Origin of the sequence: Pseudoduganella dura, assembly GCF_009727155.1 — a bacterium.
Taxonomy (GTDB): Bacteria; Pseudomonadota; Gammaproteobacteria; order Burkholderiales; family Burkholderiaceae_D; genus Rugamonas; species Rugamonas dura.
Window position 1 is genome coordinate 3,200,764 of record NZ_WNWM01000002.1, and the last position, 15,985, is coordinate 3,216,748.

The window sequence follows — 15,985 nt, forward strand, 5'->3', positions numbered from 1 at the left end:
GATGTTCCTCTTTCAGGTTGGTCAGAAGTGGTATTCGGCACGCACCATCGGGGTCCGTGCGGTGGCGCCTGGAACGGTCTTCGCAGGATTGCCGAACTTGTTCTTCCAGTACTGGTAAGCCACGCCGAGCTTGAAGGTGTTCTTGTTGGCGCCGACCAGCGGGCTCACGTCGTACATCAGCTTCATGTCGACGTTGATTTCCACCGCCGTGGGGCCGCCGAATTCGTTCTTGCCCTTGGTGCCGATGTAGTTCGCATAGCCTTCGAACGCCAGCGGGATATTCGGGAACGGAATACCCCACGATGCGAACAGCGCGGCGTGCGTGTCGTAGCGGTAGCGGTCGGTGGCGGTCTGCGTGAAGGTGCTGTAGGGCGCATTCGATTCATGCAACGCCACCAGGCTCAGGTTCAGGAAGCCGGGCACGTCGAACATCACCGTGGGGCCCAGGACCAGCATGCGCTTCTTCGAGTTGTAGCCGGCATCGGTCTTGCTGTTGATGTCGAAGCCCGCCGTCACGCCCAGGCCGCGGATCGGACCGTACTTGAACTCCCTGCCCATCACCTTGCCCAGGTCCAGCGTGTGGCGGTACAGCGCATAGGCCTCGTGGGCACCGGAGCGGGCGCCGGCCGCGGAAGGGTCGTTCTCGTCCGACATCAGGTAATCGACGCTGAAGAAATTGGTGCCGTACTTGTAGCCGCTGGAATGGCTGAAGTTCACCACGTGCTTGACGATGTCGTTACCGTTGTACGGTTCCGAGAACTTCGAGCCGTAGCGGTAGCTCAGCGACGTGTCGCTCCAGTCCGCGGCCTGGGCGGCGCAGGCGCAGGTGGCGGCGAGGGCGAAAGCAGCAGCAAAACGAATGGTCTTCATGCGAGGGTCCTTGTAAGTGTTGTATAACGGATTGCATCCAATGTGCCGGTCGATTGCATGCAACGTCGACAGTACCTGTTAGCAAGTACCGGGCCAGCCCGCTGTCTCCTATGACGGGTTGGCTGCCGCGTTGTCACGCCGCACCAAGACGGTTCGTGCAGCGGTGCCGATGTGCAGTGCCGGTGCATTATGCACACAATCACGGTGCGCTTTGTATACAATTTTCAGCATCCCGACAATGCCTCGGCGAGACTGAGCTTGCGCTCCGGAGCGCCCAGATTCAGCCGCGCCTCGATCTCTTCGAGGTGATGTTCGATCAGCGCGGTGGCTCCCGCGCTGTCGCGTTTTTCGATCAATGCCAGCAGGTCGTCGTGTTCGTGGTTGCCGCACATCGGCACGCCCGGGTTTTCATAGACGGCGATGATCAGCGACGAGCGCGACACCAGTTCCACCATGAAGCGCTGCAGCACCGCGTTGCCGGCCAGCTCCGCCAGCAGCAGGTGGAATTCGCCGCCCAGGCGGATCCACGCTGCGCGGTCGCCGCTGTGGCGCGCCTGTTCTTCCGCTTCCAGCGCGGTGCGGATGCGCTGCAGCGAGGCGGGCGTGACATGGCGGATCACGAGCGGTACGATCTCGCGCTCGATGGCACGGCGAGCCGCGAAGACATCGCGCGCTTCAGCGGGCGAGGGCGATGCCACCACGGCGCCGCGGTTGGGGCGCAGCACCACGATGTGATCGTGCGCGAGCCGCTGCAGCGCCTTGCGCACGGTGGTGCGGCTCACGTCATACAGTTCGCAGAATTCCGCTTCGCCCAGCCGCGTGCCCGGCGGCAGCCGGTGGCTCATCACGGCATTGACCACGGCACTGTAGATGCGCAGGTCCACGGCGGCGCCGCGCCTGGGCGCCATGTCCTGTTTTTTGATGTCCTGGGTTTTGACGTCCTGCTTTCCGACGTCCTGCTTTTCAGCTTCAGCCTTTTTGATGTCCTGCTTCGTCATGTCCGGTGCCGGATCGGCGGCGGGTGTGCGGCGGCCTCGTGGGCGTTCCGCTGGGGTTTGCTTGGTCATTCACAGTCTCCGCTTCGGTTCGGGATCGGGCGGGATCGGTCCGCACGCGATAGTGTTGTAAAGCAGGAATCGTGCTCGGTACTGAAGAGTGAAAGCACGTGCGGAATGCACGCAATTGGTGAGATAGTGGACATGTTGTGGTGCAGTTTGTATACAAATTGATGCGTCCTTTGTTGCGTTCGCCCGACAAAACGGTGGCATGCAACTTGCACAGGCTTTCCCGTTACCCAAGATGGAGCCGCAGATGAGCGAACCACAGGCAGCGCCGCCCGCGCGGCAAAAAACGGAGCCAAGGCTGCAACTGCTCGGCATCTCGAAGATTTATCCGTCCGTCGTCGCCAACGACAGCGTGGACCTCACCGTGATGCCCGGCGAAATCCACGCGGTGCTGGGCGAGAACGGCGCCGGCAAGAGCACGCTGATGAAGATGATCTACGGCGTGACGCACCCCGACGCGGGAGAGATCGTGTGGGAAGGGCGGCAGGTGACGATTCCATCGCCGGCCGCCGCGCGCCGCCTCGGCATCGGCATGGTGTTCCAGCACTTCGCGCTGTTCGAAACGCTCACGGTGGCCGAGAACATCGCGCTGGCGCTGGACGAGAAGATCACGCCGGCGAAGCTGTCGCCGCGTATCCGCGAGGTATCGGCGCGCTACGGGCTGCCGCTCGACCCCGACCGCCGCGTGCACAGCATGTCCGTCGGCGAGCGCCAGCGCGTGGAAATCGTGCGCTGCCTGCTGCAGTCGCCGCGCCTCCTGATCATGGACGAACCGACTTCCGTGCTGACGCCGGACGCGGTGCAGAAGCTGTTCGTCTCGCTGCGCCAGCTGGCCGCCGAAGGCGTCAGCATCCTGTATATCAGCCACAAGCTCGACGAGATCCAGTCGCTGTGCGACAAGGCCACGGTGCTGCGCGCCGGCCGCGTGTCCGGCACCGCCACGCCGAAGACGCAAACGGCGCACGAACTGGCCGAACTGATGATCGGCGGCGACCTGCCCACCTGCACGCTGGTGCCGCGCGCGCCGGGCGAAGTGCGGCTGGCGCTGGACAACCTGTCCCTCGCCAGCCCCGACCCGTTCGGTACCAACCTGCGGGACATCACGCTGGACGTGCATGCCGGCGAGATCGTCGGCCTGGCCGGCGTGTCCGGCAACGGCCAGCAGGAATTGATGAAGGCGATTTCCGGCGAGGTGCCGCTGCGCCATGCAAGCGGCATCCGCCTGTTCGGCATCGATGCGGGCCGGCTGAACGCGGCCGCGCGCCGCCGGCTCGGACTGGGCTTCGTGCCGGAAGAGCGGCTCGGGCGCGGCGCGGTGCCCGGCATGTCGCTGGCGGACAACGCGCTGCTCACGGGCTACCTGGCCGATGGTGCCGGCATGCTGACCGGTGGCCTGGCAGGCGGACTGCTGGGAGGCCTGATCCGGCGCGGTGCGATCCGCGCCTTCGCCGACAGTGTGATCGACCGCTTCAAGGTGAAGTGCGGCGGCGCCGGCTCGGCCGCTTCCAGCCTTTCGGGCGGCAACCTGCAGAAGTTCATCGTCGGCCGCGAGATCGCGCTGGCGCCGAAGGTGATGGTGCTGGCGCAGCCCACGTGGGGCGTCGACATCGGCGCGGCGATGCTGATCCGCCAGGCCATCATCGACCTGCGCGACCAGGGCGTTGCCGTGCTGGTCATCTCGGAAGAACTCGACGAGCTGTTCATGATGTGCGACCGCATCGCCGTGCTGGCCAAGGGCCGGCTGTCGCGCGCCGTGCCCGCGAAGGAAGCGACGGTCAACCAGGTCGGGGTGTGGATGAGCGGCGACTTTTCCACAGGCGCAGGATCGACCACCGCAATCGAAGAAGGAAGCAACCATGTCCCGGCTTGAAGCCCGCCCCGAACCCTCGCGCGCAATGATGCTGGCGTCGCCCCTGATCGCCGCGCTGGCGATGCTCGTCACCGGCTCGATCCTGTTCCTGTTCCTGGGCCAGGAACCGCTGCACGCGTTCTACGTGTATTTCATCAAGCCGGCCACCACGCTGTATGGCGTCGGCGAACTGCTGCTGAAAGCCACGCCGCTGATCCTGTGCGGCGTGGGCCTGGCGATCGGCTTTCGCGCCGATGTGCACAACATCGGCGCGGACGGCCAGCTGACGATGGGCGCGATCGCCGCCGGCTGCGTGGCGCTGTACTTCGACGGCGTGGAAGCGCAGTGGGTGCTGCCGCTGATGCTGCTTGCCGGCGCGCTGGGCGGCATGGCGTGGGCGGCGATTCCCGCGCTGCTGCGTACGCGCTTCAACACCAGCGAGATCCTGGTCAGCCTGATGCTGGTGTACGTGGCTTACCTGCTGCTGAGCTACCTGGTGCACGGCCCGCTGCGCGATCCGGACGGCTTCAATTTCCCGCAATCGAAGATGTTCGGCGATTCGGCCACGCTGCCGCTGCTGGTCGAGGGCTTGCGCGTGAATGCCGCCTTCATCCTGTCGCTGGTGGCCGTGGCCGGCGCATGGTTCTTCTGCCGCCACACGTTCGCCGGCTACCGCATGCAGGTCAGCGGCATGTCGCCGGCGGCCGCGCTGTACGCGGGCTTTTCGGCACCGAAGAACGTGTGGCTGGCGTTCCTCGTCAGCGGCGCGATGGCGGGCCTGGCCGGGGTAGGGGAGGTGGCCGGCCCGATCGGCCAGCTGCAGCCTTCGGTATCGCCCGGCTACGGCTTCGCCGCGATCATCGTCGCCTACGTGGGCCGCCTGCACCCGGTGGGCGTGCTGCTGGCGGCGCTGCTGATGTCGCTGCTGTACATCGGCGGCGAAGCGGCGCAGATCGAGCTGCAGCTGCCCTCCGCGATCACCGGCCTGTTCCAGGGCCTGCTGCTGTTCTACCTGCTGGCGGCCGACCTGTTCATCCACTACCGCTTCAAGCCGCGCGTGCGCGTGGCAACCCCGGCAAAATCGGAGATCGCCGCATGAATACCGAATACGTGATCGCATTCCTGGCCAGCACCGCCGGTGCCGCCACGCCGCTCGTGCTGGCGTCGTCCGGCGAGCTCGTGGCAGAACGCTCCGGCGTGCTGAACCTGGGGCTCGAGGGCATCATGCTGGTGGGCGCCGTGACCGGCTTCATGGCCACGGTGCATACCGGTTCGCTCACGCTGGGGCTGGCGGCCGCGCTGGCGGCCGGCATGGCGATGTCGCTGATCTTCGGCTTCCTCGTGCTCACGCTGCAGACGAACCAGGTGGCGACCGGCCTGGCGCTGACGTTGTTCGGCATCGGCCTGTCCGCCTTCCTCGGCCGCGACCTGGTGGGGCAGACCGTGGCGCCGCTGCCGGCGCTGTCGTTCCCGGTGCTGTCGGACTTGCCGTTCGTCGGGCCGCTGCTGTTCCGCTTCGATGCCGTCGTCTACCTGTCGGTGCTGCTGGTGATCGCGTTGGGCTGGATGCTGGCGCGCACCCGCATCGGCCTGCAGATCCGCGCCGTCGGCGAGGCGCCGCACAGCGCGCATGCGATCGGCATGCCGGTGATCAAGCTGCGCTACGCGGCCGTGCTGTTCGGCGGCGCGATGGCCGGCGTGGGCGGCGCCTACATGTCGCTGGCGCTCACGCCGATGTGGGTCGAAGGCATGACGGCCGGCCGCGGCTGGATCGCGCTGGCGCAGGTGGTGTTCGCCACGTGGAAGCCGCGCAACGTGGTCCTGGGTGCCTACCTGTTCGGCGGCGTCACGGTGCTGCAGTTCCACGGCCAGGGCATGGGGCTGGCGGTGCCGTCGCAGTTCCTGTCGATGCTGCCGTATGTCGCCACGATCGTCATCCTGGTGATCATCTGCCGCGATCCGAAAACGATCCTGCTGAACAAGCCGATGTCGCTGGGGCAGAATTTCAAGGCCGATTGAAGCTGTCCTATCCATGGCCGGCGCCGCCCGGCAGGGGCGCCGGCTTTAGAAGAGTCGCTCGGCTATCCCGTGTGTCCGCTGGTTTATGATGCAACATTAAACCGGGGACACACCATGGACGACATCCAGCAAAAACTCGAGCGTTTCAACAGCCGCGCCAACGGCACGCTGCCCGACCACCTGAACATCCGCTTCACGGCGGCCGCGGCGGGCGAACTTTCCGCCGAGATCGACATCCAGAAGCATCACCTGGCGCCGAACGGTTTTCTCCATGCCGGTACCGTGGTCACGCTGGCCGACACTGCGTGCGGCTATGGCTGTTTCGTGAGCCTGCCCGAAGGCGCCGAGAACTTCACCACGATCGAACTGAAATCGAACCACCTGGGTACCGCGCGCGAAGGCACGATCGCCGTCACGGCCAGGGCCGTCCACATGGGCAAGACCACGCAGGTGTGGGATGCCACCGTCATCAACAAGGCGAGCGGCAAGACCATCGCGCTGTTCCGCTGCACGCAGATGGTGCTGTACCCCAAATAAGATGCTGTACGCGGCACTGGCGATCATCGCGGCCGGGATCGTGTCGGCACTGTCGCCGCTCCTGCGCGAGTGGTATGAGCAGCGCGAGCGCAAGCGCAAGGAGGCGGAGAGGGACGGACGGCGCCAGGGTCTGTCTGACTGATCTCAGAGCAGCCATAAGATGATTGTTGCCACAAGCACGGTTGCAGAGAAGTTATGGCCGCGTTTTTCATAGCGTGTTGCGACGGCACGAAAGTCTTTTAGTCGGTTGATTGCGCGCTCGACGACATTGCGGCCCTTGTAAGACTCAGCATCAAATCGTGGGGGCGATCCTCCCCTACGGCCTTTGCTCAATCGGCTTTTCTTCGCGTCGAGCCGTTCTGGGCATACGCAGCGGATGCCCTGCTGTTGAATCTGTTGTCGATAGTAGCGCGCACCGTAAGCACGATCGACGCGTACGCAGGTTGGCCGTTTTCGCGGTCGTCCTCGACATGGACGGGGGACGCAGATGGCGTCAAGGACAGCACCAAGGTTTGCCGCATCGCTGCATTGCTCAGCGGTGAGCGCGGACAAGCGTTGTCAACTCATTCGCACGCTCAAGGTCAGTACAGCCAGCGAACCCGACACGCTGCACTTCGAAGAAGTGCTCGATCCGGCCAATACCAGCCGGGATGTTTATGCCTGACAAAGGCTACGTCAATCAAAAGCGTGAAGAGCGGCTGGCCAACGAGGGCTACGAATGCATATCCAGCGAAGGCGTCAAGGACGAGCCGCTGTCCGAAGCGCAGCAGCGCAGGAACCGGCGCATCGCCAGCCCCCGTGCCCGCGTCGAACATGTCTTTGCCGGCATGGCGCAACTGGCAGCAAGATGCGGCGTTCGATCAGCTTGGTACATGTCACGCTGCTTTTACACCGGAAGGCTGCCACGTACAACCTGTGTCGTCTCTTCTATCTGAAAGAAGCGACGATTTCGGCGTTTTAACGCCCAAGGTCCGTCTGAATCACCCAAAACGGTGAACTTCGGCTAAAAACTAGCCGCGAAGAGGCTCAATCGGTCACGCTCCGACCGTTTGCGCCGCTGTTTCCCCCATTCCTACGCCCAGATCCTCGATAATTCGAGGTGTCCCACCGTTTTTCGGGTCCTGCCAGTCTTCTCGTCAGCACGACAAACCTATCGCTAGCTTATACAGATTGGCGCCGCGTTTTTGGGCGGGACACTGGTTTGGCTTAATTATGGCAGAGCTGTTGGTGTTAGTTTCCTGCATCATGCTTCATTACGAAAGTGTTTCGAAATTTCATTAATAAGGTGTCGAAAAACTTTACATTTGACGTATGTACAAATTCAAAATCATTAAATTTTATCAATAAAATCAATGGCATAGCAAACATGGCATGCTTCTGGCTAGCTCTTTTCTGAAATTATTTAGCAAATACTGAAACAGAAACTTTAGCTAGTCGGCATTATGAATTGCCAGTGATTCATGGCTCTTGCGCCAATAGAAGCTTCTGAGCTAGATAAGCTATTTAATCGCGGTTTTTGAAGAAAAAGCAACAATAGCCTCGTTACTTTAGCGTCGAAAGTACTCAGCTTTACGTATAAAGAAGGAATTATCACGCCAATCTTCCATACCAAAAGGTGATAGCATGCAACAACTATTTGCTGAGTCAAATATCAGTATCGCGCGCACACTTAGAAATTTCGCAATTTTTTGCGTCGCGTCAATTCTGGCCGGCTGCGGTGGTGATGATACAGAGCGTGGAAACGGAATTAAATTAGCTGCCAAAGCAGTTGTTGTCTCCACAGATGTGAATATTGTAGCGATAACAAAAGTTGACGAGCGGCGTGTGAGCCGAACGGTATTTGACTACGACTTTAAAGTAACCGCTAAGAATAATCAGCCTAAGGATCTGTCGGGTGTTGTGCTCACACTCCAAAGTGTTGGATTCGGCGCAACAATAATTGATGGAAATGCGACTATAGGTGATATAGCTTCCGGTGCAACGGCTGTATCACGCGATATTATTACGATACGCCAGGATCGAACGCAAGAATTTGAAGTATCGGCGCTTGTTTGGCAAGTTTCAATTAGTCCTCCTGACCCTGAAGTCCCAGGGATACTGCTGCCCGGCATCGCAGAGACGAAGGCTATCGATGCAGTGCCAGAATATGAGGCTACTAGAACTGCAACTGATCTGGCGACTGCTCAGGCAACGCCGGACTCCCCTCTCTATTACAACAGTCAGTTGCAGGCTGTGATATCCAGCATTGCTACGGTAGCGGATGTAAATCGCGCTCTTGCTACAGTGGGTGCCCGAATTGTCTGGTCAATGGAACGTAATCGAGTAGTTACCCTTCAAATACCAAAGCAAGCGAATTTGTCTGCACTGCAAGCAGTTGCTAAACAGCTTGAAGAGACAAATGCATTTGAAAGTGTGTCGGTCTATTTTATCCCTGAGCCTTCTGCTTTACCTGCCAATGTCACAGTGAACGAGGCTGTTACGGGCGTAGGGCCGATATTAAATCAGATGGCCGCGCGAATGTATGCTGCCTGGAATACAGCATCGGGTGATACGTCTGAGGCGAACATTGGAGTGATTGTTGCAGACTATTTTGGCCGAGGTCCTGCTACTGAACTCGTGGGACCGGCGACCGGCTTTTTGAGTCTTGGAACTGAGTGTCAACTAGCTAGCGACCCTTGCTCTCACGGGTACCATGTCCTTGGCATCCTGGGCGGAAATTTCGGCGGTCTCCCGACACCGCACGGGCAGGTTACCGGTTCCTTGCCTCGCAACCTTCCTTTATCGATTATCGACTTGAGTGCAAGTCCCTACAATATAATGTTTTGGGACAATCTTCGAAAGCTAATAGCAATAGAGATAAGAAAAAATCCTGAGCGGAAATTTGTTGTGAATTTTAGCTTGGCTTATTGCAATAAAAGGGGAGGGTGTTCTAATTTGGATATGGCAACAAAAGATGCAAAGGCTTGGCGATATTGGGCGCGAGGTATATATATATCATCGACTAAGAGCTTCTTTGATTGGGATTCGAAGGTTTTTCAGGTATCGGCTGCAGGAAATAATTATGGATTTGACGCCAGTATCGCGAGTCCGATGAATGGTGCTGCTTTGCTTCCTGCATTCATTGATGAGGGAGATCACTCGTCAGTTCCCCCATTGGCCAATTCTTTGGTAGTGGAAGCTCGCGGAGCTGAAGCCGATACCGTGCCATATTCTTCGTGCCGCGTGCCGAAGGCTGAGTACTCAAATATCGGCGGCAATATCGCAGGGGTCGGCACCGACGTATTCTCCTATACCGGGCCAACTTCGACTGGTCGGAAAAATGGCACTTCTATGGCAACACCTCAGGTCGCAGGAATCGTTGCATGGATGATGGCAGTGCGCCCTGACTGGCCCTTATCCGATATCAAGTATCGGATTGCGCATGTTCGGGCCGCTACGGACACATGTACTGATGACGCACCGATGGTGGATGCCTACGCGGCATTGCTGTCGCTTGACAAGAGCCTGGACGATGCGCCGGTAAGAATGGCTCTTCTTAGGGCAACCGCTACGGGGTCGGTAAGCGCGGCAGAGAAATTTACTTTTTCTGATGCGAAAGAATTTTTAAAAACGTACTTCCCGGGGCATTATGGAATGCCCGCCCCGATTGGGAAACCTGACTTCTCGCGTTTTGACTTGAATGGCGATGGCTACTCGGGAGACATAAGCAGGAAAAAGCCATTCGACTTGCAGTTCAACGGTTCGAACATGGAGTTTGTGCCCGAAACGCTCTCGAACTATCCGAATCTCTCTCCTATTGAACTTCTGGAATCTGCGGTCACAGATTTCGAGATACTTTGCTACTATGTGAATAGTTCCCTTTTTGATCCAGCCGGACGGGCTGAATTTGATAGGGAACTTGATGAAATATCAAAAGACATTATCCCAAGTAGAGTAATTTCTTGCGGTAGCCGCAAAGTTATTCTAAAAATAAATAACACATTTGCAGGATGGGAGGGGTTGCCGGCTACGATAACGATGTCGAATTTTGTCCCACGCTTTCCGGCTAATTCACAAGGGAACTCGACTACTTGCACAAATCAGGGCGAGCCGGCCGGTGAGCGCGGCACTCCATTTTTCAGTCGTCTAGTTCCGAGTATTTTCCCAATTCATGCAGCAATCGACGTAATTGGCGTTCCAACTCATATTGGAAGATCTTCTAATAGGCGAAATTGTTCAAGTTTCTTTGCAACCTCAGGAAATCAAGTATGGATCAACGCGACTGCTAGAACAGTGTTTGGATTTGGTGGGGCTGTTGTCTCTGACTGGGAATATCAAGTACGTTACTCCAATGGTGACCCCAATAACTTTAATGCCGGAAAGCAATGCACCGTTGGTGTCGTGCCGGGCTCGGGAGTATTTTCTGCGTCCTTCGAGGCATCTTCCTGCTCCCATACTGTGACCGCTACAATAAAGGAATAGCCACTGTGGATTTATTCAAATAACCCTTATCAGGAGAAAATAATGCGTTTTTTTTCATATTTATTTTCAGTGGCAGCGCTCATTTCTTTTAATTGCAGTGCTAGTAATATCGAGTACACGGCGATAGAGAAAGGAAACGGGGTCTATGATTTTTCTTACACAGTAAATAATAATCTAAATATAACTCTGGATGAAATAACGATATTTTTCGACTATACGAAATATACGAATCTTATTATTATTGAAGCTCCAATGGGATGGGATGCAATTGTCGCGCAACCGGATTTGGCTATACCTGCGGATGGTTTTGTAGATATTCTGGCGATGGAGCATGCATTAAATCCTAATGAGGTGCTCTCAGGGCTGATCGTGCGCGCTCAGTTTCTTGGTGTTGGCAGCCCGGTCGGTCAGCACTACGAATTTATCGACCAAAAAACATTCCAGTCGATAGCATCTGGCCCGGCTTTATTAGTGCCTGAGCCATCAATGGCGACCTTAACTTTACTTGGATTGCTCTGGTTAGTAGGGCGGAAAACGTTCTTTTCCCAGATTAAAAACCTTAGGCGATGGTATTGACGCACAAATTTCAATTGCTGGGTCGCCTGAGTTTCCAACGATTGCCGCCCTGCGTGATTTCAGCCAGATTCCGGCCGCACTACGATCTGGATTTTCAAAGAACCGGTACACATCGCGCGTTTGTCCTAGCCGATAAGCGCGATCTTCTGCTTGACGAAGTAAGGCCGGATTCCAAGGCAAGGAGGCGAAGAGGGACATAGGTAGCTGAGACAAGCATGATCCCTACACCACCGGCTGCACGAGGGGTGATAAAGGCCTTGCATGCCCAATTATCCTCAAATTAATCAACGGCGCGCTGCTGATTGCGGACGTTGTCTGAGCCAACTAGGGTGTGTCTGACTGAGATCACAGCAGCCATAGCATAATTGTTGCTACAGTCACGGCAGCGAGGAAGTTATGGCCGCGCTTGTCGAAGCGCGTTGCCACGGCCCGGAAATCTTTGAGCCGGTTGATTGCACGCTCGACGATATTACGCCCTTTATAGGCCACGGAGTCGAACCGTGGAGGCGATCCTCCCTTGCGGCCTTTACGTAACCGGTTCTTCTCTGCATCTTTGCGTTCAGGGCAAACGCACCGGATACCTCGTTGTTGGATTTGCTGGCGATAAATGCGTGCACCTTAGGCGCGATCGACGCGCAGAAATGTGGGGCGCTGGCGTGGGCGACCTCGACCAGGACGAGGTACACAAATAGCATCGAGTACGGGGCCGATTTGCGTCGGGTCACTGCACTGGCCGGCTGTCACGACGATGGACAATGGCAGTCCATGTCCATCGACGCAGCGATGAATTTTGCTGGTAATGCCGCCTCGCGATCGGCCCAGCCACTCGTCAGTTACGATCCCCTTTTTTCTGCCGCAGGCAGTTTCTTTCGTGCTCCAGCAGAACTGCGATGGGCTTTTATATGGGTGGCATCCAACGCTGCGCCATCCCAATCGATACGGCCAGCCGCATCTGTTTGAGCTTGCAAGACTTTGAGCAGACGTTGCCAAGTACCGTTGCGCGACCAACGAACGAATCTGTCATAGCAGGTCTGCCAGGGGCCATAGCGTGTTGGAACGTCGCGCCAAGGCGTGCCAGTCCTCAGACTCCATAAGGTCCCGTTTATCACATGCCGATGCTCAACGTAAGCATGGCCATGATGTGGATGGGGCGGCAAGTATGCCTCCAGCTGCCGCCATTGCTGTTCGGTTAGGTCAGTTCGGCTCATTGCCTTCTAACCGCCTCACTTTGATTTGGTTCCTTAGTCAGACACACCCTAGCGCCGTTCGATTCTCCGCTCTGCATAGGGGTTTCGCAAGCAGCCTCTTGTTGCCGTCTATTTCCCCGGAAGCTCCGCGGCAAGGCGCGTCAACTCCTCCGTCCGCTGCGCATTCAGCGCGAATACACAAGCCAGCCTGCGGAGTTCGAGTGCGTTAAGTATCGCGCCGCCTCCCATCGAAGCGACGAAGGCGCAGTGCGCGGCGCGGTACCTGGCGAACTCGCTTCCCGATGCGCGCAGCTTCAAGCCGGCTTGCGCCACGAATTTCGGTTCCTCATCCCACTGCCGGATCGCCGCGCGGGTTGTTGCCTCGGCCTCGGCCAACGTTCTTGTGCTCTCCCGAACCTTTCGTTCGAGGCAGTCGCGCATGCCCGCCTGGGAATGCTCTCCGCATTGTTCGAGGACTTCCGCAGCATGGCGGGAATGAGCTTGCGAAGGCGCGTTGCCTGCATGTGCGAGCAACGGGACGCTGGCGAGCAGAAAGCAGATCGTCATTCCTTGCGATGCTGTCTCCAAATGTTTCCAATATATTTCCAGGTTTGATAGTCAAAGTTCCGGCCCCACATAGTCCAGATTTTCCGACCACCGCCCTAATGTTTTCACGTTATAGAATAAATAATTCGCATCGACACTTTTTTCCTCACAAATCGATGTTTGCAGGATGGATTGATCTTTTTTAACTATTACCCCCGATCCATTAAAGCCAAATGCGCTTCTTGTATGGAATACGGAATAGGTATAACGGCCTTTTTTGAAACCAATTACTGCCATGCCTGTCTTGGCGGAGTCCGCACTATAGACCTGGAAATCTGACGCCTCATTGGGCTCTGGATAAACCAGCTCAACTCTTGAAGAGTCCGTACCGTAGCGATAATTTATTTCTTTACTCCCGCCATGGTTTTCCTTGCTGAAGCAGAGGGAGACTGTTTTTTGTTTCACTTTGCAACTAAAAATTACCTCTTCATTTGCATGGCAGAGATTGGTTTCGGCAAAAGCATTAATGCTAACGAAAAAATAAAATATAAAATATGGGGCGCGTTTCATGCGAGGTGTCTTAACGAGTTTATCGAAGTTGTGCGTAATATAACGCTTTTTGATGATTGAAAACTATCGAAAAGTCACATTGGTAATTTTCTTGATTCTGAGTTATCTCGGCATCCAGGTGTCCGCATCACTCGATCTTCTTCACGAACCCCACATAGACACGCCGTGCGACGAAATGATCGAAACCCGCCTGCCGGAATGTGCTCGTGTCGGTCCGATAGGTGCGCCTGCTGCCGTCGAAGATATCGCTGGCGTTGACGGTCAGGCTCAGCGTCCCGGTCACCTGGCGCTTCCAGGCAAGGTTCACGCTGCTGGTCGCGCCATGGCGGCCCAGCGGCGTGATGCCGGAGGACTGGCCATGGGCATCGAGCGACACGTCGTCGGGGCCGGCGCTCCAGGCGGCCTTCAGGTTCACATGGCCCGCGAAACCGTCCTGCCGCACGAGGCCGGAGAGATCGGGCGTATCGAGCAGCACGCGATAAATGCCGCCGTCCATGCCCAGGCGCAGCTTCGCATCGGACGTCCAGTCGAGAGAGCCCGTGATGCCGGTCGAGCGGGCCTGTCCGCCATTGCGCTTCGAGGTGACCAGCACGTTGTCGGCAAAGCTGCGCGCATCGGCCACCGTGTCGCGGCTGGTGCGATGGAACGCCCCGAGGCTGCCGCTCAGGCGCGCCGCCTCCATGTCGGTGCCGATCTCCCATGAAGCCATGCGCTGCGGCCGGAGTCCGGGATTGCCGCGGCTCAGGTTCTGCGCGTCGACATAGGTGGCGAACGGATTGAGGTCGCGCGGGTCGGGCATCTGGAGACTGCGGCGATAGCTGAGGGTCAGGCCGGCCTTGTCGTTGAGGGCATGCCGCAGGTGCAGGCTCGGATTGAATGCCTGCCAATGGCTTTTCCGCGGGTCGCCCCGCGCCGGACCGACCCGCAGCGCCATGCGCTCGATCCGTCCACCGAGCAGCGCTTCCCATTGCCTGTGCCTGATCCGGTCGGTCAGGTAGGCGGCGGCCAGGTTTGTCTTCACGGCATAGGCGTTGGTCGTACCGGGATCGGGCGTGGCGGCACCCGTCGACGGATCGATGGATGCCTGGTAGTTGTCGAGGTCGTCGGTCTTGCCCTGGATATCCACGCCCATGCCCCACTGGCCATGTTCCGTCGATCGGCTCCAGTCGACGGTGGCCTGGTCGAGGCGCCGCGCCGACCTCGTGGCGCCGCGGCTGTAGCCGGTGGCGCGCGCGGGTTCCACGTACACGTCGCGATACGACTTGTCGACCAGCCCGGTCGTGGCGCTGTGCTGGACCATGGCCTTGAGCGCCGTGCCGCTGCCCTGGTGGCTGTAACCGAGGCTGGCGCTCCTGTCGGACTGCTCGTTGGGACCGTACGAGATACGGTGCCAGATCGTCTCGTCCACGGTCTCGCCGGCGCCGGCGGGGGTCACGTTCAGCGTGTCGAACAAGGGGCGCGACCGGCGGCTGTCATGCCGTGCCGACAGGCTGAGGCTGTCGGTGTCGCTCAGCGCGTAATCGATGCCCAGTGCCCCGCTTTCGACGACACGGCGCACGAACACCTCGGAGGTCTGCAGCGTTTGTCCGGCCTGGCCGCCGAGCGGATTGTTCCAGTCGACCGCAGAGCCACGGAATTTCCGCGTACCGTCGCGGCGCCAGGCCAGGCTGCCATGCACGCCGAGTTTTTTACCGGTCACGTCGCCCGACGCACCGGCATTCCACAGGCCCTGGTCGGTGGCGCTTCCCCGGATCTGCGCGTGCGCGCCAGGCTTGCGGTTCCGCTTCAACACGATATTGACGATCGCGCCGCCGTTGGCGTTGTGGGCGGCGGATGGATTGGTGATGACTTCGACGCCGGCGATGTCGGCGCCGCTCATCGTCTGCAGCGCCACCGCCCGCTCGTCGCCCGACATCATCGCCGTGGGCTTGCCGTCGACCAGCACCGTGACCTGGGCATTGCCCTTGACGGAGATCTGCCCGTCGGCCGTCACTTGAACCTCGGGTATCGATTGCAAGACGTCCTGGGCGGTGCCGTTTGCCGCCTTCGGCATGCCGGAAACGTCATGCACGGTCTTGTCGAGCTTCCTGATGACGGGGTCCTTGCCGGCGCTTACTGTCACCGTCGTGATGGCCGGGTCTTGAGCCTGGGCGCGGCTTGCCGCGGGCAGCGCGGCGAGTGCCAGCAGGATCACGGCGGGCAGCCTGGCGGCAGGCGGGATGATCGAATGAAAGCAGGGCAGGGCGGACGATGGCATGGCGGTTTTCATGGCTCGGCGTCGATGCGGCGCGGTGCCGGCAGTTCGA

At 58.7% G+C, this 15,985-nt stretch carries 13 protein-coding genes and 2 pseudogenes; 8 read left to right on the top strand and 7 right to left on the bottom strand.

From position 1 onward, the window contains the following. Positions 1-21 precede the first annotated feature (21 nt). Positions 22-870, bottom strand: a complete 849-nt coding sequence (locus GJV26_RS14025; protein ID WP_155709344.1) for an outer envelope protein — start codon at positions 868-870, stop codon at positions 22-24. 224 nt (positions 871-1,094) lie between these two features. After that, complete coding sequence (locus GJV26_RS14030; protein WP_229419297.1) at positions 1,095-1,937, bottom strand: GntR family transcriptional regulator; 843 nt, start codon at positions 1,935-1,937, stop codon at positions 1,095-1,097. 244 nt (positions 1,938-2,181) lie between these two features. Between GJV26_RS14030 and GJV26_RS14035 the strand changes: the two genes are divergently transcribed. From GJV26_RS14035 to GJV26_RS14055, 5 genes are all read left to right on the top strand, one after another. After that, positions 2,182-3,804 (top strand): ABC transporter ATP-binding protein, encoded by a 1,623-nt coding sequence (locus tag GJV26_RS14035; RefSeq protein WP_155709345.1) that lies wholly within the window; start codon positions 2,182-2,184, stop codon positions 3,802-3,804. Next, positions 3,791-4,882, top strand: a complete 1,092-nt coding sequence (locus tag GJV26_RS14040) for an ABC transporter permease (protein WP_155709346.1) — start codon at positions 3,791-3,793, stop codon at positions 4,880-4,882. Before GJV26_RS14035 ends, GJV26_RS14040 begins: the two co-directional genes overlap by 14 nt. After that, positions 4,879-5,802, top strand: a complete 924-nt coding sequence (locus GJV26_RS14045; protein ID WP_155709347.1) for an ABC transporter permease — start codon at positions 4,879-4,881, stop codon at positions 5,800-5,802. The genes GJV26_RS14040 and GJV26_RS14045 overlap by 4 nt, the downstream gene beginning before the upstream one ends. Before the next feature lie 114 nt (positions 5,803-5,916). After that, positions 5,917-6,339 carry a PaaI family thioesterase gene (locus tag GJV26_RS14050; protein ID WP_155709348.1) on the top strand — a complete coding sequence of 141 codons (423 nt, stop codon included), beginning with the start codon at positions 5,917-5,919 and terminating at the stop codon, positions 6,337-6,339. Between the two features lies 1 nt (position 6,340). Beyond that, positions 6,341-6,481: a hypothetical protein gene (locus GJV26_RS14055; RefSeq protein WP_155709349.1), complete on the top strand. Its 141-nt coding sequence runs from the start codon at positions 6,341-6,343 to the stop codon at positions 6,479-6,481. Between the two features lie 2 nt (positions 6,482-6,483). On the opposite strand, the pseudogene GJV26_RS14060 reads toward GJV26_RS14055, so the two are convergent. Next, positions 6,484-6,882, bottom strand: a pseudogene (locus tag GJV26_RS14060) (transposase); the annotation flags it as partial. Between the two features lie 113 nt (positions 6,883-6,995). Between GJV26_RS14060 and GJV26_RS14065 the strand changes: the two are divergent. The 3 genes from GJV26_RS14065 (at position 6,996) to GJV26_RS14075 (ending at position 11,376) form a co-directional block, all read left to right on the top strand. Then, a complete protein-coding gene (locus tag GJV26_RS14065) occupies positions 6,996-7,274 on the top strand; it encodes a hypothetical protein (RefSeq protein WP_155709351.1) in 279 nt (92 codons plus the stop codon). A gap of 688 nt (positions 7,275-7,962) precedes the next feature. After that, positions 7,963-10,800 carry a S8 family serine peptidase gene (locus GJV26_RS14070; protein WP_155709352.1) on the top strand — a complete coding sequence of 946 codons (2,838 nt, stop codon included), beginning with the start codon at positions 7,963-7,965 and terminating at the stop codon, positions 10,798-10,800. Between the two features lie 42 nt (positions 10,801-10,842). Continuing rightward, positions 10,843-11,376: a hypothetical protein gene (locus GJV26_RS14075; RefSeq protein WP_155709353.1), complete on the top strand. Its 534-nt coding sequence runs from the start codon at positions 10,843-10,845 to the stop codon at positions 11,374-11,376. A gap of 345 nt (positions 11,377-11,721) precedes the next feature. Here GJV26_RS14075 and GJV26_RS14080 read toward each other — a convergent pair. The 4 genes and pseudogenes from GJV26_RS14080 to GJV26_RS14095 all read right to left on the bottom strand — a co-directional run bounded on the left by GJV26_RS14080 (position 11,722) and on the right by GJV26_RS14095 (position 15,936). Then, positions 11,722-12,584, bottom strand: a pseudogene (locus GJV26_RS14080) (IS5 family transposase). A 108-nt stretch (positions 12,585-12,692) separates the two neighbouring features. Continuing rightward, complete coding sequence (locus GJV26_RS14085; RefSeq protein ID WP_155709354.1) at positions 12,693-13,130, bottom strand: lysozyme inhibitor LprI family protein; 438 nt, start codon at positions 13,128-13,130, stop codon at positions 12,693-12,695. Between the two features lie 51 nt (positions 13,131-13,181). Next, the gene (locus tag GJV26_RS14090; protein WP_155709355.1) at positions 13,182-13,679 is read right to left on the bottom strand and encodes a hypothetical protein; all 498 of its coding nucleotides are present in this window, start codon (positions 13,677-13,679) and stop codon (positions 13,182-13,184) included. A 127-nt stretch (positions 13,680-13,806) separates the two neighbouring features. Next, complete coding sequence (locus GJV26_RS14095) at positions 13,807-15,936, bottom strand: TonB-dependent receptor (protein WP_173346207.1); 2,130 nt, start codon at positions 15,934-15,936, stop codon at positions 13,807-13,809. Positions 15,937-15,985: the final 49 nt, after the last annotated feature.

Coding starts and splice junctions, on each gene's coding strand:
- GJV26_RS14025 (WP_155709344.1), bottom strand. CDS start 870: ATGAAGACCATTCGTTTTGCTGCTGCTTTCGCCCTCGCCGCCACCTGC.
- GJV26_RS14030 (WP_229419297.1), bottom strand. CDS start 1,937: ATGACCAAGCAAACCCCAGCGGAACGCCCACGAGGCCGCCGCACACCC.
- GJV26_RS14035 (WP_155709345.1), top strand. CDS start 2,182: ATGAGCGAACCACAGGCAGCGCCGCCCGCGCGGCAAAAAACGGAGCCA.
- GJV26_RS14040 (WP_155709346.1), top strand. CDS start 3,791: ATGTCCCGGCTTGAAGCCCGCCCCGAACCCTCGCGCGCAATGATGCTG.
- GJV26_RS14045 (WP_155709347.1), top strand. CDS start 4,879: ATGAATACCGAATACGTGATCGCATTCCTGGCCAGCACCGCCGGTGCC.
- GJV26_RS14050 (WP_155709348.1), top strand. CDS start 5,917: ATGGACGACATCCAGCAAAAACTCGAGCGTTTCAACAGCCGCGCCAAC.
- GJV26_RS14055 (WP_155709349.1), top strand. CDS start 6,341: ATGCTGTACGCGGCACTGGCGATCATCGCGGCCGGGATCGTGTCGGCA.
- GJV26_RS14065 (WP_155709351.1), top strand. CDS start 6,996: ATGCCTGACAAAGGCTACGTCAATCAAAAGCGTGAAGAGCGGCTGGCC.
- GJV26_RS14070 (WP_155709352.1), top strand. CDS start 7,963: ATGCAACAACTATTTGCTGAGTCAAATATCAGTATCGCGCGCACACTT.
- GJV26_RS14075 (WP_155709353.1), top strand. CDS start 10,843: ATGCGTTTTTTTTCATATTTATTTTCAGTGGCAGCGCTCATTTCTTTT.
- GJV26_RS14085 (WP_155709354.1), bottom strand. CDS start 13,130: ATGACGATCTGCTTTCTGCTCGCCAGCGTCCCGTTGCTCGCACATGCA.
- GJV26_RS14090 (WP_155709355.1), bottom strand. CDS start 13,679: ATGAAACGCGCCCCATATTTTATATTTTATTTTTTCGTTAGCATTAAT.
- GJV26_RS14095 (WP_173346207.1), bottom strand. CDS start 15,936: ATGCCATCGTCCGCCCTGCCCTGCTTTCATTCGATCATCCCGCCTGCC.